General features: G+C 41.0%; 26 protein-coding genes, 1 tRNA gene and 4 pseudogenes. 29 read left to right on the top strand and 2 right to left on the bottom strand.

The window, feature by feature from the left end; translation table 11 throughout:
• Positions 1-143: 143 nt before the first annotated feature.
• The 4 genes from HT691_RS07325 to HT691_RS07310 all read left to right on the top strand — a co-directional run bounded on the left by HT691_RS07325 (position 144) and on the right by HT691_RS07310 (position 1,759).
• On the top strand, positions 144-449 hold the full coding sequence (locus tag HT691_RS07325) for a hypothetical protein (RefSeq protein ID WP_023938751.1): 306 nt from the start codon (positions 144-146) through the stop codon (positions 447-449).
• 157 nt (positions 450-606) lie between these two features.
• Positions 607-867 (top strand): DUF1372 family protein, encoded by a 261-nt coding sequence (locus HT691_RS07320; protein WP_172925318.1) that lies wholly within the window; start codon positions 607-609, stop codon positions 865-867.
• Positions 864-1,355: a MazG-like family protein gene (locus tag HT691_RS07315; RefSeq protein ID WP_001093849.1), complete on the top strand. Its 492-nt coding sequence runs from the start codon at positions 864-866 to the stop codon at positions 1,353-1,355. Before HT691_RS07320 ends, HT691_RS07315 begins: the two co-directional genes overlap by 4 nt.
• Positions 1,352-1,759: a YopX family protein gene (locus tag HT691_RS07310; protein ID WP_172921814.1), complete on the top strand. Its 408-nt coding sequence runs from the start codon at positions 1,352-1,354 to the stop codon at positions 1,757-1,759. The genes HT691_RS07315 and HT691_RS07310 overlap by 4 nt, the downstream gene beginning before the upstream one ends.
• A gap of 20 nt (positions 1,760-1,779) precedes the next feature.
• On the opposite strand, the gene HT691_RS07305 is transcribed toward HT691_RS07310, so the two are convergent.
• Positions 1,780-2,133 (bottom strand): type II toxin-antitoxin system PemK/MazF family toxin, encoded by a 354-nt coding sequence (locus HT691_RS07305; RefSeq protein WP_000125658.1) that lies wholly within the window; start codon positions 2,131-2,133, stop codon positions 1,780-1,782.
• Positions 2,117-2,332, bottom strand: coding sequence for an AbrB family transcriptional regulator (locus HT691_RS07300; RefSeq protein WP_001098943.1), 216 nt, complete (start codon positions 2,330-2,332; stop codon positions 2,117-2,119). The genes HT691_RS07305 and HT691_RS07300 overlap by 17 nt, the downstream gene beginning before the upstream one ends.
• Positions 2,333-2,461: 129 nt before the next feature.
• On the opposite strand from HT691_RS07300, the gene HT691_RS07295 reads away from it, so the two are divergent.
• The 25 genes and pseudogenes from HT691_RS07295 to HT691_RS07180 form a co-directional block, all read left to right on the top strand.
• Entirely contained in the window at positions 2,462-2,908 is a 447-nt protein-coding gene (locus HT691_RS07295; RefSeq protein WP_001237927.1) for an ArpU family phage packaging/lysis transcriptional regulator, read from the top strand.
• 446 nt (positions 2,909-3,354) lie between these two features.
• A tRNA-Lys gene (locus tag HT691_RS07290) sits at positions 3,355-3,427 on the top strand.
• Positions 3,428-3,528: 101 nt separating this feature from the next.
• The gene (locus tag HT691_RS07285; RefSeq protein WP_345890405.1) at positions 3,529-4,482 is read left to right on the top strand and encodes a ParB N-terminal domain-containing protein; all 954 of its coding nucleotides are present in this window, start codon (positions 3,529-3,531) and stop codon (positions 4,480-4,482) included.
• 17 nt (positions 4,483-4,499) lie between these two features.
• Positions 4,500-4,784, top strand: a complete 285-nt coding sequence (locus tag HT691_RS11665; RefSeq protein ID WP_345890404.1) for a DNA methyltransferase — start codon at positions 4,500-4,502, stop codon at positions 4,782-4,784.
• A 28-nt stretch (positions 4,785-4,812) separates the two neighbouring features.
• Positions 4,813-5,271, top strand: a complete 459-nt coding sequence (locus tag HT691_RS07280) for a stress-induced protein (protein ID WP_172921813.1) — start codon at positions 4,813-4,815, stop codon at positions 5,269-5,271.
• Complete coding sequence (locus tag HT691_RS07275; RefSeq protein WP_172925317.1) at positions 5,261-6,484, top strand: PBSX family phage terminase large subunit; 1,224 nt, start codon at positions 5,261-5,263, stop codon at positions 6,482-6,484. The genes HT691_RS07280 and HT691_RS07275 overlap by 11 nt, the downstream gene beginning before the upstream one ends.
• 11 nt (positions 6,485-6,495) lie before the next feature.
• Positions 6,496-7,509, top strand: a pseudogene (locus tag HT691_RS07270) (phage portal protein); the annotation flags it as partial.
• A 134-nt stretch (positions 7,510-7,643) separates the two neighbouring features.
• Positions 7,644-8,177 (top strand): hypothetical protein, encoded by a 534-nt coding sequence (locus tag HT691_RS07265; RefSeq protein WP_000588570.1) that lies wholly within the window; start codon positions 7,644-7,646, stop codon positions 8,175-8,177.
• 211 nt (positions 8,178-8,388) lie between these two features.
• Positions 8,389-8,844, top strand: a pseudogene (locus HT691_RS07260) (phage portal protein); the annotation flags it as partial.
• Positions 8,753-10,303, top strand: coding sequence for a minor capsid protein (locus HT691_RS07255; protein ID WP_172925316.1), 1,551 nt, complete (start codon positions 8,753-8,755; stop codon positions 10,301-10,303). The pseudogene HT691_RS07260 and the gene HT691_RS07255, both read left to right, overlap by 92 nt.
• Positions 10,304-10,592: 289 nt before the next feature.
• Positions 10,593-11,162 (top strand): DUF4355 domain-containing protein, encoded by a 570-nt coding sequence (locus HT691_RS07250; RefSeq protein WP_138702289.1) that lies wholly within the window; start codon positions 10,593-10,595, stop codon positions 11,160-11,162.
• 5 nt (positions 11,163-11,167) lie between these two features.
• Positions 11,168-12,010 carry a N4-gp56 family major capsid protein gene (locus HT691_RS07245; RefSeq protein ID WP_138699579.1) on the top strand — a complete coding sequence of 281 codons (843 nt, stop codon included), beginning with the start codon at positions 11,168-11,170 and terminating at the stop codon, positions 12,008-12,010.
• A gap of 11 nt (positions 12,011-12,021) precedes the next feature.
• Positions 12,022-12,204: a Rho termination factor N-terminal domain-containing protein gene (locus tag HT691_RS07240; protein ID WP_000054933.1), complete on the top strand. Its 183-nt coding sequence runs from the start codon at positions 12,022-12,024 to the stop codon at positions 12,202-12,204.
• Positions 12,194-12,382 carry a hypothetical protein gene (locus tag HT691_RS07235; RefSeq protein WP_000669344.1) on the top strand — a complete coding sequence of 63 codons (189 nt, stop codon included), beginning with the start codon at positions 12,194-12,196 and terminating at the stop codon, positions 12,380-12,382. Before HT691_RS07240 ends, HT691_RS07235 begins: the two co-directional genes overlap by 11 nt.
• 1 nt (position 12,383) lies before the next feature.
• Positions 12,384-12,695 carry a phage head-tail adapter protein gene (locus HT691_RS07230; protein WP_138706185.1) on the top strand — a complete coding sequence of 104 codons (312 nt, stop codon included), beginning with the start codon at positions 12,384-12,386 and terminating at the stop codon, positions 12,693-12,695.
• The gene (locus HT691_RS07225; protein ID WP_000478948.1) at positions 12,676-13,014 is read left to right on the top strand and encodes a hypothetical protein; all 339 of its coding nucleotides are present in this window, start codon (positions 12,676-12,678) and stop codon (positions 13,012-13,014) included. The genes HT691_RS07230 and HT691_RS07225 overlap by 20 nt, the downstream gene beginning before the upstream one ends.
• Positions 12,989-13,504 carry an HK97-gp10 family putative phage morphogenesis protein gene (locus HT691_RS07220; RefSeq protein WP_007284942.1) on the top strand — a complete coding sequence of 172 codons (516 nt, stop codon included), beginning with the start codon at positions 12,989-12,991 and terminating at the stop codon, positions 13,502-13,504. The genes HT691_RS07225 and HT691_RS07220 overlap by 26 nt, the downstream gene beginning before the upstream one ends.
• Entirely contained in the window at positions 13,501-13,869 is a 369-nt protein-coding gene (locus tag HT691_RS07215) for a hypothetical protein (protein WP_000608236.1), read from the top strand. The genes HT691_RS07220 and HT691_RS07215 overlap by 4 nt, the downstream gene beginning before the upstream one ends.
• A 2-nt stretch (positions 13,870-13,871) precedes the next feature.
• Positions 13,872-14,285 (top strand): phage tail tube protein, encoded by a 414-nt coding sequence (locus tag HT691_RS07210; protein ID WP_000880679.1) that lies wholly within the window; start codon positions 13,872-13,874, stop codon positions 14,283-14,285.
• 4 nt (positions 14,286-14,289) lie between these two features.
• Positions 14,290-14,670, top strand: coding sequence for a DUF6096 family protein (locus tag HT691_RS07205; RefSeq protein ID WP_001207822.1), 381 nt, complete (start codon positions 14,290-14,292; stop codon positions 14,668-14,670).
• Between the two features lie 43 nt (positions 14,671-14,713).
• Entirely contained in the window at positions 14,714-15,058 is a 345-nt protein-coding gene (locus HT691_RS07200; RefSeq protein ID WP_172925315.1) for a hypothetical protein, read from the top strand.
• Positions 15,045-15,590, top strand: a pseudogene (locus HT691_RS07195) (hypothetical protein); the annotation flags it as partial. The gene HT691_RS07200 and the pseudogene HT691_RS07195, both read left to right, overlap by 14 nt.
• Before the next feature lie 319 nt (positions 15,591-15,909).
• A complete protein-coding gene (locus HT691_RS07190) occupies positions 15,910-18,936 on the top strand; it encodes a hypothetical protein (RefSeq protein WP_233053314.1) in 3,027 nt (1,008 codons plus the stop codon).
• An 8-nt stretch (positions 18,937-18,944) separates the two neighbouring features.
• Positions 18,945-19,295: a DUF6711 family protein gene (locus HT691_RS07185; protein ID WP_000068027.1), complete on the top strand. Its 351-nt coding sequence runs from the start codon at positions 18,945-18,947 to the stop codon at positions 19,293-19,295.
• A gap of 4 nt (positions 19,296-19,299) precedes the next feature.
• A pseudogene (locus HT691_RS07180) lies at positions 19,300-20,413 on the top strand (tail fiber domain-containing protein); the annotation flags it as partial.

Here is a 20,413-nt window from a genome sequence, read left to right as displayed (position 1 = left end):
ACGTACAATTGAGCAAAATGAAGAGAAGATAATCGAGTATTCGAAACCGTGCGATGCACGCAAGAGACGGATTAGAGCGCTGGAGCGCGATTTGTTGAAGAAAAAGAATAAAGAATTGAGGAAAAAAGTGGAGGAGTTGGAAGATGAAATATAAAGTGACAGAATACCATTCAGATTTTCAAGAAGAACAGACTGGCACTTGCGAATTGTGTTTTGGTACAGCGTGGGTTGAAAATGGTTCAATAACGGTTGAAGATGAAAATGGAACTGAAACAGAAATTTATTTAACTGTTTGGGATTGGGGCGATTACGACACAATCTACATTGATAATGTGGTTAATTTCTCAGCTTGGTTGCAAGAAAGGGAAGTTGACCCAATCGTTGAAGAAACCGAACCTTGGTCGTGGTTGCATGAATTGGTAGAAAAATATAATGAGGAGGTGGAGTGATGAGCCTTACGCTAAATAGCACAATCCGAGACTTAGTTTTGGCAATCGGAGAAGTTATCGTGGGTTCTGATGGTAAAACCACTACAGCGATACTGGAGATACCTGATCAAAGCTTTTACTTAGAGATTGAGCTTAAATTGAAGGAGGAGGTCATAGATTGAAACGTTTTATCGCAATTTGGATTCTGCTATCTGCTGGACTAAACATCTGGCAGAGTATCCACATAAAAAAACTAGAAGAAAAGCGCCCGATGGTTATTTACAAGGCAGATAACGCAGGCGCTGAGATTTTTGGTAAGGTCGTCGAGAAGGGGCGGCACGGCAAGTTATACACGCTTACTATTCGTGACTACGGCATTTTCGTAGTTACTAAGGACGTGTATGAGAAGATTAGAGTAGGGGATGAGGTACTACTATGAACACACTAGAAAAAGTCAAACAATGGTTTATTGACCGTGATTTAGAAAACGGTGGACGACTAGACAAGCAGTCATTAAAACTTAGCGAAGAGTTCGGTGAGTTGTGCGCAGGCTATCTCAAGAAGAATGAGAAGCTGACCAAGGATAGCATTGGAGATTGCGCAGTCGTGATTGTCGGTCTGGGATTGTTGAGCAAAGTGGATTTGGATAGTATTTTTGAAGAGTCGAAGAATGTTAGAAAGAACGATATTATGACATCATTCGCGTACGCAAATACATGTATTAGCAACATTCAAACAGAACAACATCTGAAACTTATGACCTTACGTATAAAATCATTGACTCTATTGATTGGTCATCTAAAATCAATCAGCAAGTCGCTAGGTTATGATTTTGAAGAGTGTTTTGAACTGGCATACCAAGAAATCAAAGATCGCAAGGGTCGTTGGATTGATGGCAGCTTTGTGAAGGAGGAGGATTTGGCATGATACCAAAATTTAGAGCGTGGGATAGACTGCGAAAAGAAATGAATTACAAAGTCATGGTAGGCAATTGTGATCTAAGTGATGAAAACTGGACTTGTCCTATCATTTGGATTGAAGAGAAAAAAGATTGGTTACATTTTGATGATTATGAATGTATCATGCAATCAACAGGACTCAAGGATAAGAACGGCAAGGAAATCTTTGAGGGGGATGTTCTTGAAATTCAAGATGAAGGAGAAGTCCTTGGGAATGCAAAATTGACTTGGGATAATGAGCAAGCTGTCTTTATGATAGAAGCAATAAGTGTAGATGATATTGCGCCCTTTCATGAAATTCTTAGCGATGAAAGTTACTCTTATAGAGTCGTTGGCAACGTATACGAAAACCCTGAACTTTTGGAGAACTAAAAAAGCCCAATCCATAAGGACTAGGCTTCGAAGATGAAGTTGTAGAGTTGGACAACCTTCTGAAAACTGGTTGTATCCATGGTTGTGATTTTTTGAGCCTTGCGCTCTCTAAAGTCAAAAGTATAGAGTTGGAGTGGATTGACAGAGCCATCTACCTTATTGGAACGCACAGGAACGAGCAGGCCTTGTTCTTCTAGTCTGCTTTGACCGTGTGTAATAGGGCATACAGCAACAAATCCCGTCCGCTCCGAATATTCTCTACGCGAGACGACAATAGCAGGACGGCGTTTCTGAATCTCACGTCCAACAGACGGGTCAAAGTCAATCCAGATGATGTCCTGTTTTTCTGGAATGTAATCATATTTCGCTGTCAAGGAATCTTACCCCCTCAAAGTCATCTTCCATGCGTAGGTCTGCATCTCCATTAAATGGGTCTGGAATTTTTGGAGCTAGGACAATGACATTATCTACACCCTTGTAGACAAACATTTCCTGACCTTCTGGAACATTGAGTGTTTTGGGAATGGTCACAGTGACAGAGTTCCCAACCTTACGAGTTTTAACAGTATTCATTTGTTTCTCCTTTATTTTGTATACATACAGTATACATATAAAAACGGAACAAAGCAAGAAAAAAGCCAGCACAGCTGACTCCTTTGTGATATGTTCGCTAAAAATATTATATCATAAAGGAGCGATGTTGTGAGGTTATTAAAAAGCGTTGACGTGCAATTTACCAAAAAAAATGTATATGACGTTCTAGAGAGTTATCGCTCGTATGTCCGAATGGCAGGCGCTGAGTATTTGCCTAAAATTACAACGACCTACTCATTTGAACCAAAGACGTTTACTGGTAAGAACACAGCCACTGAGAATATGGTTATCGAACATGTGGATGCAGAGGCAGAGGTTTTGGAAATTGAGAGAGCTGTGAACTGCATTATGGATCCATACGTTCGGCAGGTTATAGCAAAGAAGTACATGGATATGAAAATCCAATTATCAGACAAGGCTATCTATATGGACTTAGGCTATTCTGAAAGTGAGTTCTATCGCATGCTTAGTAGAGGTGCTTTGGAATTTGCGGAAGCCTATCGAAAAGGTAAGCTGATTGTCTTTCGTAAATTTTTGGGAGATATTTGCAAGTAAATTGCTAGGAAATGGCTTATTTTACATGGTAAAATAGTATTGTCAAGTGATAGGTCAATTGACGTCTCCTTTATACTTTATTATATTTTTCCGAGGCTTCGGTCTCTTAGACAGTAAGGACAGGTTAGCAGGTTGTTTGGGTCTCCTTGAAACTTTTACCAAACGTGCGTTTTACTGCTAGACCAGTTGGTTCGATTCCAGCTGCTGTCATTTGAGTGTTTGTGTCCCAGAATGGGGTAGGCAGTAGGCTTAGCATTCATATATCACTCATTAACTTACAAATGGTTGCGGAGCGACTAGACCTTGCATGATTGCGTAGCTAATTATACTCCGGATAAGTTATAAGCTAGAGGGTTTGATTCCCTCAGAGGTTGTAAAGACTACAAAAAATAAAAAAGAAGTCAAAATTTAATACACACGCAAGGTAGTAGTCGTCTTGCATTTTGAGGGATATAGCTCAAGTGGTAGAGCGGTAGACTTTTAATCTATTGGTTGCAGGTTCGAGCCCTGTTATCCCGTTTCGCAGAATTGGCTGTGAAAGCAAAGTCTAAAGGACTATATAACCCGAGAAACACATATCTTTTGGATGTGTGTTTTTTGGTTTTTGGGGGAGGGAAACAGTGAAGATTATTGACAAGCCGATTGAATGGCTACGACCTTACGAAAAAAATCCTAGGAACAATGATCAGGCAGTTGAAGCAGTGGCTAATTCTATAAAGGAATTTGGTTTTAAAGTTCCAATTGTTGCAACACCAGATGGTGAAATTATAAATGGCCATACAAGGTTTAAGGCAGCAAAGTTTTTAAAACTAAAAACTGTCCCTGTTCTTATTGCAGATGATTTGACAGAGGAACAGATTAAAGCATTTAGACTCGCCGATAATAAAACAGGGGAGCTTGCTGATTGGGACATTGAACTACTTTATAGCGAATTAGATGAACTCACTGGTTTTGATATGACGATGTTTGGGTTCGAAGATATTGACTTTTCTTTAGATGATTTTGAAGAAGTAGAAAAAGAAGAGGGATCAGAAGTCGATATCAATCAAGAAGAGAAGCCGGAAGTAGAATATGGAGATATTTATCAACTTGGGAGACATCGCTTGATGTGTGGTGATAGCACATCTGCTGAAGATATGGCACGGTTAATTAACGGAGAGACGATTGACCTTTATGTGACTGACCCACCATACAATGTAGCCTACCAGGGCGGAACCGATGAAGCCATGACAATCATGAACGATAGCATGGATGATGTCAGCTTCAGAAAATTTCTAAGAGATGCATTCGCAGTTGCAAACAACCACCTGAAGCCAGGTGGAGCGTTCTATATCTGGCACGCAGATTCGGAAGGTTTGAATTTTAGAGCGGCAGTCAAAGAGACAGGCTGGTTATTGAAACAGTCTATTATCTGGGTCAAGAATGCTATTGTATTAGGTCGTCAAGACTACCAATGGAAGCACGAGCCTTGCCTGTATGGATGGAAAGATGGAGCGAGTCATTACTTTGTAGATAATCGCTCACTAGCCACGGTCATTGAAGAAGACGAAGAGAACCTAAAAGAAATGACATAATCTCTTACATCAAGACCATGCAAGATACAACTCCAACAACTATCTTTTACGAAGATAAACCAGTTAGAAACGACATTCACCCAACCATGAAACCTCTGAAGTTGATTGCTAGGTGTGTTTTGAACTCTAGCAAGAAAGGCGACAGAGTATTGGATAGCTTCAATGGTGGCGGTTCTACTCTCATGGTTTGCGAGAAGTCAGAACGTGTTTACTACGGTATGGAGCTAGACCCACTCTACGTCGCACGAACGATTAGGCGCTGGGAAGAAGAGACGGGGCTTGCTGCTGAGAAAGTGAACTAAATTATTTAAACAGTAAGGAAGTGAGGCGATGGCTAATGAGCAAAATTTGATAAAAAATTCAGAACGAACTCCGAGCGAACGCCGAGAAAATGCAAAAAAAGCAGGAGAAGCTTCAGGCAAAGCTCGAAGAAAAAAAGCCAACCTGAAAAAAGCTTTTGAAACAATCCTGCAAGCAGATGTTGCAAATCCAAATGTTAAAAAACAGCTTGAAGATTTAGGTTTTGACTCAACTAACGAAATGGCTTTAGCTATGGCCATGATGCAGAAGGCTATGAAAGGTAACGTTAGAGCGTTTGAACAAATCAGCAAGTTAACTACAACAGATGTTAAGGATAGCCTTGATAAGAAAGAACAGAAAGAACGTATCAAAGCACTTGAACTTGAGAATGAGAAACGCAAAATCACGCTTGAAGGTGGAGCGAAATCTGAAGATGTAATGTCTGATTACTTTGATAAACTGGAGGACACTTTGGGAAATGACTCTTGAACAACTATATACAACTAAACAAGTCGATATTTTGAAGAGATCTGTTTCATCTGATTGGTACATGATGATCAATCACGGAGCGGTTCGTGCTGGTAAAACAAAACTAGATAATGACTTATTTTTGATGGAATTAAAACGGGTCAAGAAAAACGCTGAGAAGGTCGGAGTTAAAAATCCGATGTATATTTTAGGTGCGGTTTCTTCGGGCACTCTTCAAACAAATATATTGAGAGAAATTTCAGATGCTTATAATCATGATTTTAGATTTGACAGGCACGGGAATTTCTCTCTTTTTGGTGTTTATGTTGTTACAACATTTACAGGTTCAATCGCAGGTTTGAAAGCTATCCGTGGTATGACATCATTCGGAGCGTATATCAACGAAGCTACACTTGCTAACAAAGAAGTATTTGATGAAATATTAAAGCGTTGTTCTGGTTTCGGAGCAAGAATTATATGTGATACCAACCCTGATCACCCGAAACATTGGTTGAAAGTGAATTACATCGACAAAGCAGACGGCAGTAAGATAATTTCAAATCATTTCACTATTTTTGATAATACTTTTTTAAATCAGAGATACATAAATAATTTAATTGCTATAACTCCAAGCGGTATGTTTACAGAGCGTGGTATATATGGACGTTGGGTAATTGGTGAAGGTGCAGTGTATCGTGATTTTGAAGAAAGTATGTATGTTAAAGAAATACCTGATGAAATTACGAAGATATACGCTGGTGTTGACTGGGGATATGAACACTTTGGCTCTATTGTTGTCATTGGAGAAACATCTGGCGGTTCAGCTTATCTGTTAGAGGAACACGCTCATCAGTACAAAGAGATAGATTTTTGGGTAGACCTCGCTAAGAATATCAAGGAACGATACGGGAATATTACGTTCTGGGCAGACAGTGCACGACCTGAACACGTTGCTAGATTTCAAAGAGAGCAATTAAGAACATTCAACGCTAATAAAGCGGTATTGTCTGGTATTGAAGAAGTAGCCAAGCTGATGAAAGCTGGGCGTTTTTTTGTTGTATCAAACAAGGTCAGCAAGTTCAAAGATGAAGTCTATCAATACATCTGGAACGAAAAGACAGGCGAACCAGTGAAAGATAATGACGACGTACTAGATGCGGTGCGTTATGCGATTTACTCGCAACATTCGCAACCAAAAGCAACCGTCCGCAGACGTTCTGATTATGGTCTATAGAGAGGAAAGACATGTACCAATATTTAACCTATCCACGGGATGGATATGATGAGGGTTCTTTGAAGAAAGACCTGATTTACAAATTGATAACGATACATAACACTGAAAGCTCACATTTGAAGAAGCTTAAAAGCTACTATTTGGGTGAGCATGCTATCTTAGAACACACGAGACGCAACGTGAACGCACCGAATTACAAGACGGTAGCCAATCATGCCAAGGATATCGCAGACACGGCTACGGGCTATTTTATGGGCAATCCTATCAAGTACAATAACACTGCTGAAGGTGATATCGATGAACTACTTACAGCCTTTGATGGCGCTGAGATTGACCAAGTAGATGCTCAGAATGCTTTGAACATGGCCATCTATGGTCGTGCTTACGAGTACATCTATGCTAAAGAGGGATTGACTGAGTTGGACTCAACTAGTATTGACCCAGAAAACACCTTCATGGTCTACGATGATAGCATTGAGCGGAAGCCTTTGTTTGCGGTCTACTACTATAAAGTCGAAGATGATACGAAAGACACTACCAAGCATCAGGCAGAGGTCTTTACCGAAAATCTGCACTATCACATGGTTCTGCGTGATTCAAGCACAGGAACAACACAGAATGAGGAAGTAGAAGAACATAATCTTGGTCAAATCCCGATTATCGAGTATCGCAACAATCACTTTGCGATTGGAGACTACGAGCAACAGATTAGCTTGATTGACGCTTATAATTCCTTGATGGGTAATCGTGTCAATGACAAGGAGCAGGCAGTAGAGTCTATCCTTGTCTTATATGGCACACAGTTAGCAGACACTCCAGAAGATGCTAAGGTAGCGATGAAGATTCTTTCTGAAGAAGGTCTTTTGGAATTGCCGGGCGATAGTGCAAGAGCCGAGTTCTTGAAGAATACGCTGGATGAAAGTGCTACGGAAATCTTGCGTACGGCTCTGAAAGAGGATATCTACACATTCAGCCATGTGCCTAACCTGACTGATGAGAACTTCGCAGGGAATACTTCGGGGGTGAAATAGTTGCCCTCCTCAAAGGTAACTTTGAGGTAATAAATCGGGTTAAAATTGGAAGGCGTAAAACAGTAATAACCTAGATATTTATATTCTGTTATGGTATAATAAGAGTATAATAATCTAGGAGAAGATGAATGATAAAAGATAAAATGCACAAACATCTAAATCAAGTTTATTACTCTATGTTAGCAAGGTGTTATGATGAAAAACATTGGGCTTATAAATGGTATGGGAAACGTGGAATAGGTGTTTCTGATGAATTTAGTGATGTAGCTAAGTTCAGAAGTTGGGCAATGCAAAACGGAGTAGAATTTGGTTTGCAATTAGATAGGATAGATAATGACAAAGACTACTCACCAAGTAATTGTAGGTGGGTTCCTGAACATACAAATAAACGTAATCGTTCTGATAACGTTAAGTATAAGGGATATATCTTGAGAGACTATCTAAAAAAATTATCTGAAGAAAACAACATTTCTTTTTCAACTCTTGTCTACAGATATTATCGTTCCATAAAACGAGATGATATAATCGTTAATGATGAAACAATAGATGATATCTTATTGAATTATAAAAAATACGATTTAAGACAATTTTCAAAAGGTGTGGACATGTCTGGTAAGACAATTGTTCGAGATGAAAAAGGGAGATTTGTGACATATTACTGAAGCTAATCAATTACCACTGCTGGTAGAAATATCAGTAAGGTTTAACGACTAGATAGAGTAAGCTAAGTGAGAAACGGTACATAGTATCGTTTTTTTTATATGCAGAAATATCCACGAAATCCGACACCCTGATAAGGGTGAAGAGATAGTCTGAACTTACGGGAAACCGTAAGAAGTAGAGGATAAAGAGCCTCTACGGTAACAAAATTGAGCTATGGAATTCAAGCTAATGGGCCTTGAGATGATTACTAAGACCAAGGAAGCGAACTATAAGCGAGGATTGCGTCAGCGTATTGCGATTTTTGCTCATTACTTGGGTATGAAACAGATTGCACTAGAGTCTCATTCAATCGTTCCACAATTCAGCCGTGGTTTGCCTAAAAACTTGCTGGAAATCTCTCAGATTGTGAACAATTTGGAAGGTAAAGTGACCAATAGGCAGCTTATTTCTCTCTTGCCGTTTGTGGAAGACCCTGACGCTGAGCTGGAAGCCTTGGAAGAAGAGAAAAAGAAGAACATGGAAGACATGCCGATGTTCAACAAAGACAACACGAAACCCGAAGACGAGGTAGAGGATGAAGAATCAGGAGTATTGGGCGAAGAGGAAAGCCAATCTGATTTACCAGCAGATGGACAAGGCCGAAAAGCAGGCAGACCAGTTCGATAAGGTCTATCAGGAAGCCAAGACTTACTTGGATAAGGAAGTCAATAAGATTTTTGATAAGTTCCAACGTGATTATGGTCTAAGTCAGGTAGATGCTAGACAAGTCTTGAAGAACATGAAAGACAAGAAAAATCTGAATGAACTTCGTAAAGTACTTGAAGCAAGACCGAATGACCCGAACATCCAAAGATTACTAGCTGACTTAGACAGCCCAGCTTATTCTTTTCGTATGAAGCGCCTAGAGCGTTTGAGTGATGATTTAGATTGTATGCGTGAATCTATCTATCATTCAGAGAAGACAGGCTCAGACGCCTTCTATAGCGACTTGATGAAGGATAGTTACTACAAGGCTACCTTTGACCTGCAGCAGCAGACAGGACTAGCATACGGCTTTTCTGGGCTTCCTGAGAGCGAGATTAAACATCTACAGTCTTTTAGTTGGGTAGGAGATGGAAGTACCTACTCAACAAACATCTGGAAGAATACGGGGAAGCTTACTTCTAGCATAAAAGATGAACTACTCATGAGCCTCATGACAGGAAGAGGAACACGAGAAACGGCACAAGCAATTGCTGAACGATTCGATGTCGGTCAGAATGATGCGAGGCGTTTGGTTCGGACAGAATCAGCCTTTTTTCATAACCAAATGGAACTACTCAGCTATGAAGAAGCAGACATAGAGAAGTATATCTTTGTAGCCGTCTTAGACAAGCGTACATCACATATCTGCCAAGAGCACGATAATAAGGTCTATGATAGGGATAAGGCTGTCCCTGGTGTCAATTGTCCGCCTATGCACCCTTGGTGTAGGTCTACTACTGTCGGATACGATGAGGACGCAGACTACAGCAAGCTGAAGCGCAGAGCAAGGAATCCAGAGACAGGTAAGACCGAGCTAGTACCTGCTGATATGACTTATAAAGAGTGGTATAGCAAGTATGTTGCGAAAGATGTAAAAAATGAAATACAAGATTACAAGAAAAGTGACCAAACCGTTTCAAGATATAATACCCAAAAATTGTTTTCTGATGTTAGTAACGCATGGGATGAAATTGGGAAGGGTGGATTATCGAAAGAACAACTCGTAGGCTTACTAAAATCTGAATATGAATTAGGTAATTTTTCGAGTGATATAACCAAATTGATAGGAGTAAGTTCTGCTTATATAGATGTTAGCAGTTTAGCTACTTCATTAGTGAGACATGGACAACAGTATTCCTTAGATGAGTTTATGTTAATAAAAGAGGCAGTTCAAAAACCTTATTTGATTCTAGATAATTCAGAGAGGGTTGAAAAATCAATTATTTCATATGTAAAAATACCTAACAAAGATAAGGTCATTATGGAAGCGGTGATGGTGCCACGAGATGAAATGCTAGTCATTCACTTTAACAAGGTGGGGATTCGTCAAGTTAAAAAGAATGGAAAAAATATGTTGACGCTTTACAAAAAGGAAAAATAGTGCTATACTTTTGGTAAAGATAGAGGTTGAGAATCTGTCACCAACGCGCCACTTATAGTGGGTCGAGAAATGCAGGAGCCCCGACAGTCCTGCCTATCTTGCGCTTAGATAGTAATCTAGGCGCTTTTTTGTTGCAATAAACCACTATAAACCGCATCGAAATCTAGGCGGTTTTCTTATGCCCTAACCGTATGGAATCCCGTACGGTTTTTATATTGTCCAAGCATTGAAGACACTAAAAGCTATGGAAATTACAGTCGGGGACGACTTTAAAAATAGGAGGTTCGCAATGAACGAAGAAACACAAACAGTCGAAACGGTTGAAGAACAAAAGGTACCTGCAGAACCTGCACAACAACCGCAAGACGAGAAGAAGTACACGGACGCAGATGTCGATGCTATCATCGATAAGAAGTTTGCCAAGTGGAAGTCAGAGCAAGAAGCCAAGGAAAACGAAGCTAAGAAGCTTGCTAAGATGAACGCTGATGAAAAACAGAAATATCAGTTGGATCAGCGTGAGCAAGAACTAGTTGACCGTGAAAAGGCTATTGCTCGTAAGGAATTGACCGCAGAGGCTAAAGCAATGCTAAGTGAACGTGACTTACCTGTTGAGTTAGTGAATGTAGTTGATTTGACAAGCGCAGAGACGGTATCGCAGTCTGTCGCTGTATTACAGAAATCATGGGAACAAGCCGTGCAAAAAGGCGTACAAGAAAAGCTAAAAGGCGGAGCCCCAATGAAACAAGCGCCAGTCGATAGTGACGGTATCACAAAAGAAGAATTTGCTCGTATGGGTTATCAGAGTCGAAATGAACTCTATCAAAAGAACCCAGAACTCTATAAGAAATTGAAAGGTTAAAATAAATGACAGCAAGACAAACTAAATTAGCCACTATGGTTAACCCAGAAGTGATGGCGGACATGGTTTCCGCTAAACTACCTAAATTGATTAAATTCACTCCACTGGCTTATGTGGAAACAGCACTTCAAGGACAACCAGGGAATACTCTAACAGTTCCAGCATGGGAGTATGCAGGAGATGCGACAGAGGTTGGAGAAGGTCAAGCTATTTCTCCAGACCAATTGACTACTAAAAAGACCACTATGACTATCAAAAAGGCTGCTAAAGGTTATGAAATTACCGATGAAGCTCTTTTGTCAGGTCTTGGTGACCCACTAGGTCAAGCTACTTACCAGCTTGGTTTGGCTATTGCTAACAAGATTGATGATGATTTGGTAGCGGTAGCTAAGACTGCAACACAGCACGTTGCAGAAGCCCCAACAACTCTTGAGGCAATTGATAAGGCTCTTGATATTTTTGAGGATGAAGAAGATGCACAGTATGTTGCTATCATCAACCCTAAAGATGCTACTAAGCTAAAAACTGACGTAGCAAAAGAATGGACTAAAGGTTCAGAGCTTGGAGCAAATATGGTTGTTTCTGGGACCTTTGGTGAAGTTGCTGGTGTGCAAATCGTCCGCTCTAAAAAAGTTGAAGAAGGTAAAGGTTTCCTTGTCAAAGTGTCTCCTAGCCAGACTCAGACAGATGATGCCAATAAATATGGTGCGTTTGTTATCATGCTAAAACGTGATGTGGCTATCGAAACAGACCGTGACATCCTTAAAAAGACAACGGTTATCACTGGTGACAAACACTATGGTGTTTACCTATACGACCCTACACGAGTTGTAAAATTCGGTGAGTAAGAGGTGATGATATGAGCTTATTGCTACGACGTCATTATATCCAAGAGGAGCAAGCTGGCCAGTATTCTGATTTAGAAAATAAGACTTTAGAAGAGTTGAAGAATCTAGCTAAAGAAGCTGGCATAACTGGTGCCTATAAGTTATCAAAAGCTGAAATTGTAGAGGTGTTGGAGGATTTAAAAAGTGAAATTTAAAATCAAACAAGATTTCTATGACTGGGAATTAAATGTGAAACGACTGGCAGGAGAGGAACTTGAGATTACTGAGGAGCGCTATGCCGAGCTGGCAGATAATTTCGCCAGCAATGGTGTCGCTATCTCAGACGTTCTTGAGGAAATTCTCCCTGAGCCTGAGTTTTTAGAAGAGGATTGATATGTCTATAGAGTTGCTGAAGAAAATGACAGGCGAAGAAGATACTCAGCTTCTCATGTTGCTCCAAACGAGGGCTACAAATCTTATCTTGTCAGAGGCGAATCGCACATCTTTGACACCTGCTTTAAGTCGCTTAATACCTGAGGTTGCTATCGAACTCCACAACCGCTCAGGAGCGGAAGGAGAGCATTCCAGAACCGAGGGTGGTATAGCAGTAGTCTACGGAGAAAACGGCCTGTCTACGGGTCTTTTACAGCGTATACGCATGCACAGATTAGCAAGGGTGGCAGGTCATGTTTTTGAAGCAGAGTAGACTGAAACCTTATCCAATGCGACGGTTTGAAAAGACTGTCACAGAGGAAGGCGTCGTAAAAGAAGGATATGCCAAGGAAGCTGAGACAGTCCGCCTTGAGTTGTGGCCAGCTAGCAGTAAGCTACAATCTGAGATGTATGGTGAGCGTGTCAATGATATTTTGAACGCAAATGCCAACAAGTCAGCTACTATCAAAGTGAAAGATGGTGTGTGTATCGATAGCCCGACGGAAGTGACTCACAGGGTTATCTCTAAAAAGGTCTACACATATCATCAAGTTTTGGAGTTAGAGCGTGTCAGAGCTACGAGGGGCAGATAGGCTCATAGCTAAATGTAGACGATTGGCTAGTAAAAAAACTGGCGAGGATATCGTCTTACGTGCGGTACACAATGCTGCTATAAAGGTTGTCCAAGCTGATGCTAAAAGACTAGCACCAGGCAACAATGGAGAACTTAGAAACAGTATCAAGACTAGGGTTAAAATGGACGGAGATAAGGCTATAGGTGAGGTTTACACAAATCTACACTATGCTCCTTATGTTGAGTTTGGAACAGGACCCAAGGGTCAGGCTAGCCATTCTGGTATCTCTCCAGAAGTCAGCGTGACTTATCGCTCTAGTCCGTGGTATGTGCATGAAGACCAAATCAATGTAGGGCCTTACCACTTTCAAAAGATTGGGGAGTTCTACAAGATGTATGGTCAACCTGCTCAGCCTTATCTTTATCCAGCTTTGAGAGACAATCAAGAGCGTGTGTCTAAGAATATTTCGGATTATGTCCGTAGAAAGATAAGAGAACAAATAAAATGATTAATATCAAGCCTGTTATTTATAAAGAATTGCAAAAGGTTGCAGATAATGTGACTGATACGTATCCTAGCGATTGGGAGACTTTTCCAGTCGTTATTTTTTTGGAAGAACAAAACAAGCCGGGTGATTGGTTTGATGACCAGGAACAAAAATCCTCTATCCGCTACAAGGTGGATATCTTTGATGATACAAGCACTAGTGAGTTAGCTGTTAAAATCAATCAGATTTTTGAGTCTTTAGGTTTACGAAGAACCGACTGCCAAGACGTGCCAGACCCGTCCCATTTGAGACATAAGGTCATGCGTTTTGAAGGGGTTGTTGACTTACACTCAGAGCTTGTTTTTCAATTTAGAATGGAGAATTAAACATGTTAGCAAACGGAATTACGCTTTCTTATAGCGAAACCAAAGGTAGCTATACTAAGCTTGTTGGATTGAAAGAAGTACCAGAGTTTGGTATCGAACCTGAAAAAGTAGAGAACACTACTCTTGAAGATAAAGTTAAGAAGTACGAATTTGGTATTGGTGATGCAGGGGAATTGGAGTACAAGTTCTCTTATAACAATTCAAGCGAAACTGCTCCTTACCGTGTATTGCGTAAGGCAGCAGACGACAAGAAGAAACTCTACTTTGAACAAGCTTATCCAGACGGTACTAAGGTCAATTTTGAAGGCCAAGTATCTGTTAAACTGGGCGGTGGCGGTGTCAATGCCGTTATCGAGTTCACACTTAAGATTGCATTGCAGTCAGAATTGGAATTTACAGACGGTCTTGGAGGTTAATTAAATGGCGTTACCTTACTCAATTTGGAAGATTAGCGATGAGAAAGAGTTAAAACTACGACTTTCATCTCATCAAGCAGCAAAAGTTGAAGAAAAAATCGGTATGAACTTACTGAAAATCTTCATGCCTGAAGCTGGCGAAGAGTTTCCTTTGCCTCCTTTAAAAGTTGTATTGCTCTTGATTCATGGAGCTTTGCAAAAGTATGAGAATGGGTATTCTCTTGAGGATGTCTACGATCTATACGATGAATACGTGGATAATGGTGGAGACCAAACAACCTTCATGACAGAGGTTTTAATGCCACTCTTTGAAGTGTCGGGTTTTACTCCACGAGGAAGCAAGGGCAAGAAAACTTCCAAGAAGAAAATGACAGTAGTCGAGTAATCTTAACGGTAACGCAGATTATTGAGAGGCTTTATCCTATGTTTTGGACATCGGGGGTAAGCCTCTTGATTTTTGGGATTTAACGGTGCTTGAAATCAGGGAAATGATTGAAAGCTACAACCGTGTCAAAATCCAAGAGCGTAAAGAGAAGATTATTGACTCGTACAGACTTTCGCAGATGATTTCCAATCACGTTTCTTTATTGTTATCCAAAGATGCCAAGGTTTTTGAGTTCTGGGAATATGCGCCTGAGTTGTTTGTAGAAGAACAACAAGCAGTAGAACAGGAACGACAGAGACAAGCGCTTTTGTTGCATAAGGAACGGATGCGTGATTTTGCAGATAGACATAATCGAAAAAGGAAGGAGGAAATGAATGGCAACTCTTGACGAATTGAAGGTCATGATTGACGCTGAGATAGCGCCTTTCAGGAAGAAGATGAAAGAAGTCGAGAATCAGGTCAAAGGAACATCTGACCAAGTGAAGAATGCCACTGCCAAAATTCGTGAACAGTCGAGCTCAATCGGTAGCGCGTTTGGCAAGCTGGCTAAGTTTGCTGGTTTTGCAATCCTTGGTAAGAAATTGCTTGATGTTGGGATGTATTCAACGCAGACAGCTCTTGAAGTATCAGCGGCTATGAACCAAATTAAGCGCCAGATGGGTGAGAGTTCGCAATCTTTCTTAAAATGGGTTAACGATAACGCTAATGCCATGAATATGGGTGTGGGCGAGGCTACTAACTATGGTGCAGTCTACTCAAACTTATTTTCTGGATTTATCAAAGACACCAACAAGCTAAGCGCTTATACTGCTAAGATGTTGCAGACGTCGGCAGTTGTTGCTGAAGGTTCTGGGCGCACGATTACAGACGTTATGGAGCGGATTCGCTCAGGTTTGCTAGGGAATACGGAAGCGATAGACTTTTGTCGCACCGCTTAGAAATAGGCGGATTAAGAACTTACCAAAATCGGTAAAACTCTAAATTTTAAGTAATTAAAACATGACGATACCGAGGTAAACTAAGCAATTAAAAAGGCTTGGTCACCGTAGAGCATAGGGATTGAACCTGTGCTTTTTGTTTTGTCAAAAAGTATAGAATAAAATATCCCCACGAGTGGTGAGCACCTAGACAATTCGGTTGTAGGTGAAAATATATGCCGAACTTACAAGAAATTGTAAGAAGTATGGATAAAAAGCCATGCGATAACATTATTGAGAAGACCTAGGAATCAACGTTAATGTGGCTATGATTGAGTCTACTGAAGCCTTTAAGAAGTTCGCAAACGGGCAAAGTTGGCAACAATTAGACTACCAAACCCAGCAACAAATCCGCCTAATGGCTATCCTAGAACAGGCTACAGCCAAATATGGTGATACCTTATCCAATTCTGTAAATGGGCGTATCAGCTTGTTTAAGTCGCTGATGAAAGATAGTGCATTGAATCTGGGTAATGCTATGTTACCGATTATCAATGCCATTATGCCTGTCTTGAACTCTTTTGCTATGGTATTGAAGAACGTTACGGCAAAACTTGCTGAGTTTATCGCTTTGATGTTCAACAAGAAAGCAACAGTGAAAGATGGTGTTGGTGGAGCAGTTGGAGACATGGGTAACGCCATGAAAGACGCTGCAGGCGGAGCAGGAGACCTTGCTGACGCTGTTGACGACGCTGGAGATTCAGCTGGAGGACTTGCTGATAACCTAGGAGACTCAGCCAAAAACGCTAAGAAGGCCGCTAAAGAGTTGCTAGGTCTTTTGGGATTTGATGAGATTAACATCTTGCAAAAACCAAAAGACGATGATGCAGGCGGTTCTGGAGGCGGTGGCAAAGGTGGTAAAGGAAAGGGAGGGGGTGGCGGACCTTTCAAAGACATCTTGCCAGAAGTCGAGTTGACCGACATGGACAACCAGTTCAAGAGCATTTTTGATGGACTTGGAGATAAGCTCAAAGGGTTGTTTGACCTCTTCAAGAAAGGTTTTGATGCAGCATTTGGACCAGAAGGTATTGAACGCATTAAGACCGCCTTAGACCAAATAGCTAAGACAATGGGAGAAATCGCTACTGATCCAAGAGTTGTGAATGCCTTTAACCGAATGGCTGAGAAAATCGCTTATGCTTTAGGGCAAGTGACAGGCTCAATAGCTACTATCGGTCTAGGTATCGGTGTTTTCCTTGCCGAAAGTATTGCAAATGGTCTTGGAAGGCAAAAAGAACGCATTACCAGGGCGCTAGTCGCTTTGTTTGATAATATTGGTAACATTGCAGAGGCAGTAGGAAACATCGCTCAGGCCTTTTCTAGTGCTTTCTACGACGTCATTACCTCAACCGGTGCGGTTCGTATAGGTAGTGCTATTGTGTCAACTCTATTAAGCTTGACATCTACCATTGTTGAAGTCGGTAGCAAATTAGCAGGAAGTTTGTTTAAAGGTTTTGAAAAAGTCGTTGTGACAAGCGCTCCTAAAATTTCATCAGTCTTCCAAAGTTTATTAGATACTGTTGCGCCTGTATTTGAGAGCATTGAAAGGTCTGTTAACAAATTTGGCGATGGCTTAAGTCGTGTTTATGATGAACATGTAGTCCCTGCTATTAACTCTATTGCTAATGCTTTTAATGGGCTAATTGATATTATTCAAATACTTTGGGAGAATTCTTGGCAACCTTTTGCTGAGTTTTTATCAGGAGTATTCGGTGTTAGTATTGAAGGAATTTCAGATTTATTGGGAGGTGGCCTTTTAGCCACTTTGGGACTATTGGCGGATGCTATTAAGTTAGTGGCAGATGGTTTCGCCGTTTTTTCTGACTGGTGTAAAGAAAACAAAGAACCTATCTTGGCTTTGATAACAGCTTGGCAAACAATTAATTTCTTATCATGGGCTGAACAAGCTGGAGGACTTGCAGGGGCATTCGAATTATTAAGTGGCAAGGTTTCCTTTATTGTTAGCGGAATTAAAAATCTCGGACTAGCTTTGAAAGCTTTGACATTTGATAAATTGGTCAGCTTCGGAGAAACCATCTATTTGAATGCATTGTATGCAAAAGACTTTGTAGTCAATTCAGGTAAATTGATTGCCGAGTTAGGAAAAACCGCTTTAGAACTTGGTAAATCAGCGCTAGCTTGGGGTGTTCATGCAGCACAAATGGGACTTGCAGCAGCGGCAGAGATCGCTCAATCGATTGCAGCAGGAGTTGCAGCAGCTGCAACATGGGCACTCAATGGGGCTATTGCGGTATTGACCAGTCCGATAACTTTAGTTATTGCAGCAATTGCAGCCTTAATTGCTATCGGTGTCTTGCTCTACCAAAACTGGGATACTGTTGTTGAGTTTGCTAAAACTGCATGGCAAGGACTATGTGATTTTATCAGTGGTATTTGTCAATCGATTGGGGAATTTTTCAGCGGTCTATGGACGAAACTACAAGAAATCTTTGAACCGATAGGTCAATGGTTTGGCGAGAAATTCCAGCAAGCATGGGATGCAATAAGCAATACATTTAGCAAGTTGGGCTCTTGGTTTGGTGACCGTTGGAACGAATCTAAAGATGCGCTTGCCGAAGCAAACACTTGGTTAGGTGATAAATTCAAGTCCGGTAGGGATAAAGTGAACTCAGCTTTTGAAAAAGTTGGCTCTTGGTTCGGTGACCGTTGGAATGATATCAAAGATGGAGTAAAAGAAGCTGATACATGGTTTGGAGAGAAATTTGAGAGTGCAAAAAAGAAAACTCAGAATCCTTTCCAAAAAATCGGTTCTTGGTTTGGTGATAGATGGAAAAATATGCAAGATGCCTTGAAAGAAATCCCCAACTGGTTCAAGAATCTGTTTAATGATGCAATGGATAATGCTAAAAACATCGTTAAAAGTGGTATCGATAAACTAAAAAGCTTCTTTAACTTTGATTGGAGCTTACCAAAAATCAAACTCCCTCACTTTAATATATCTGGTAGCTTCAGCTTGATGCCTCCTAGAATTCCATCATTCTCTGTAGATTGGTATGCACGAGGCGGTGTATTCAACTCTCCTAGCATCATTGGGGTCGGAGAAGCTGGTCAAGAAGCGGTAATGCCTCTTGAACGGAATACAGGATGGATTTCTATCTTGGCTCAAAAACTGGCTGAAAGAATGCCTGCTAATAATGTACCTACAGGTTATTCATTACCGGCTGGCGACATCGTTATCCAAATCGCAGGCCATGAGTTCGGACGGGTAGCTATCCAAGAAATTAACAAGGAACATGAACGAGCAGGTCAAACCTTGCTCAAGATTTAGGAGGTTAAATGGCACAATTGACAATCAATGGGGTGGCTGTGAAGCCTCCCAAATCTTTTCAAGTCGGTATTCAAGATATCGATGGAGAGACAGGGCGTAATGCCAATGGCGACATGGTGCGTGACCGTATCACGACCAAACGCAAACTAGACTGTGAATGGGGTATGATGACTCAGGGAGAATTAAGTCAGCTTTTACATGCTGTATCATCTGAATTTTTTGAGGTGTCTTATCCAGACCCCATGGATGGCCAAGTCACAAAGACTTTCTACGTCGGTGATAGGACAGCTCCTAGCTATAGCTTTACTGAGAAGTTTAAACCTTGGTCTGGCGCTAAATTTAATCTGGTAGAGAGGTAAGAAAATGGATGCTTTAACCAGACGACAATTTGACAGAGCCATGTTTGCCAAGGAAAGGACGCTGGCTATTCGTGTTGGTGATTATACTTCACGGGATATCAAAGAGGCTAGTTTTGAGTATGGCTACATCAAGGGCGATACTTATAAGCCTGGTGGAACCTGCGCTGGTAGCGGTAAAATTACCTTTACCAGTATCATTACCACGTTCAATAAGCTGGATACCCTGCACCCTGAGATTGGTCTACTGGTTGGGGATACCTACCAGTGGGTCAAGATGGGGGAATACTTCATCAACGATATTGAGATTGACCGAAACCGCAACACAACCACACTTGAACTTATGGATGGTATGTTTAAGCTCAATCGTGAGTATGTGACAGATTTGCATTTCCCAGCTGAAGTACGAGAGGTTATTCAGGAAATCTGCCTGAAAACAGGCATTGAGTTAGCGAATGACTATTTCGGAATCAGCGCGATGCGTTACCATGTCGAGCAAGTTCCTGAAGGAAAGAAACTTTCATTTAGGGATATGCTGAGCGCTATGACTCAGATGATAGGGATGTCTTGTTTCTTCAACCGAGAAGGGAAGATGGAAATCCGTGATTTAACTGAGTCAAATATCACGATAAACGCAGACAGTTACTTCCTACATGGTTTAACCAAGAGTGAGATTGAGTATCAGATAGCTGGTATTACTTGTAAGACAGATAAGAAGCCTCTTACGGTTGGTATGAAGACAGGTCGGTCTTTGGAACTAGACAATGTCTTCATGACCCAGAGCGCTTTAAATGACCTGTATTACAATCTGAAAAACCTGACTTACTATCCGTATAATCTCAACTACCAAGGGCATTTACTGCTTGAGGTTGGGCAGTGGGTAACCATTCAGACCAACAAGAAAGAAACCTTTAAAGTTCCTGTCTTAAGTCAGAGCTTTACTTTCAAAGGTGGTCTAAGAGGTCGTATCAGCGCAGATAGTAAAGCTGGAAATGATACGCAGTATTCTTACGAGGGTACGATTACCAAGCAGATTAAGCAACAAGATGGCATTGAAGCCAAAATCCAAGCGCAGATAGAAGCAGCAGACGCAGCCTTTGACGCTGAATTTACTAAGCGTG

The sequence above is a fragment of the Streptococcus sp. 477 genome (genome assembly GCF_013277295.1).
Lineage (GTDB): Bacteria > Bacillota > Bacilli > Lactobacillales > Streptococcaceae > Streptococcus > Streptococcus pseudopneumoniae.
This window is presented reverse-complemented; position numbering and strand designations above follow the sequence as displayed.

Excerpts from the sequence above, each read along its gene's own strand:
- HT691_RS07325 (WP_023938751.1), top strand. The coding sequence starts at position 144 with ATGAAATATAAAGTGACAGAATACCATTCAGATTTTCAAGAAGAACAG.
- HT691_RS07315 (WP_001093849.1), top strand. The coding sequence starts at position 864 with ATGAACACACTAGAAAAAGTCAAACAATGGTTTATTGACCGTGATTTA.
- HT691_RS07310 (WP_172921814.1), top strand. The coding sequence starts at position 1,352 with ATGATACCAAAATTTAGAGCGTGGGATAGACTGCGAAAAGAAATGAAT.
- HT691_RS07300 (WP_001098943.1), bottom strand. The coding sequence starts at position 2,332 with ATGAATACTGTTAAAACTCGTAAGGTTGGGAACTCTGTCACTGTGACC.
- HT691_RS11665 (WP_345890404.1), top strand. The coding sequence starts at position 4,500 with ATGCAAGATACAACTCCAACAACTATCTTTTACGAAGATAAACCAGTT.
- HT691_RS07280 (WP_172921813.1), top strand. The coding sequence starts at position 4,813 with ATGGCTAATGAGCAAAATTTGATAAAAAATTCAGAACGAACTCCGAGC.
- HT691_RS07275 (WP_172925317.1), top strand. The coding sequence starts at position 5,261 with ATGACTCTTGAACAACTATATACAACTAAACAAGTCGATATTTTGAAG.
- HT691_RS07265 (WP_000588570.1), top strand. The coding sequence starts at position 7,644 with ATGATAAAAGATAAAATGCACAAACATCTAAATCAAGTTTATTACTCT.
- HT691_RS07255 (WP_172925316.1), top strand. The coding sequence starts at position 8,753 with ATGAAGAATCAGGAGTATTGGGCGAAGAGGAAAGCCAATCTGATTTAC.
- HT691_RS07250 (WP_138702289.1), top strand. The coding sequence starts at position 10,593 with ATGAACGAAGAAACACAAACAGTCGAAACGGTTGAAGAACAAAAGGTA.
- HT691_RS07245 (WP_138699579.1), top strand. The coding sequence starts at position 11,168 with ATGACAGCAAGACAAACTAAATTAGCCACTATGGTTAACCCAGAAGTG.
- HT691_RS07240 (WP_000054933.1), top strand. The coding sequence starts at position 12,022 with ATGAGCTTATTGCTACGACGTCATTATATCCAAGAGGAGCAAGCTGGC.
- HT691_RS07230 (WP_138706185.1), top strand. The coding sequence starts at position 12,384 with ATGTCTATAGAGTTGCTGAAGAAAATGACAGGCGAAGAAGATACTCAG.
- HT691_RS07225 (WP_000478948.1), top strand. The coding sequence starts at position 12,676 with ATGTTTTTGAAGCAGAGTAGACTGAAACCTTATCCAATGCGACGGTTT.
- HT691_RS07215 (WP_000608236.1), top strand. The coding sequence starts at position 13,501 with ATGATTAATATCAAGCCTGTTATTTATAAAGAATTGCAAAAGGTTGCA.
- HT691_RS07210 (WP_000880679.1), top strand. The coding sequence starts at position 13,872 with ATGTTAGCAAACGGAATTACGCTTTCTTATAGCGAAACCAAAGGTAGC.
- HT691_RS07205 (WP_001207822.1), top strand. The coding sequence starts at position 14,290 with ATGGCGTTACCTTACTCAATTTGGAAGATTAGCGATGAGAAAGAGTTA.
- HT691_RS07185 (WP_000068027.1), top strand. The coding sequence starts at position 18,945 with ATGGCACAATTGACAATCAATGGGGTGGCTGTGAAGCCTCCCAAATCT.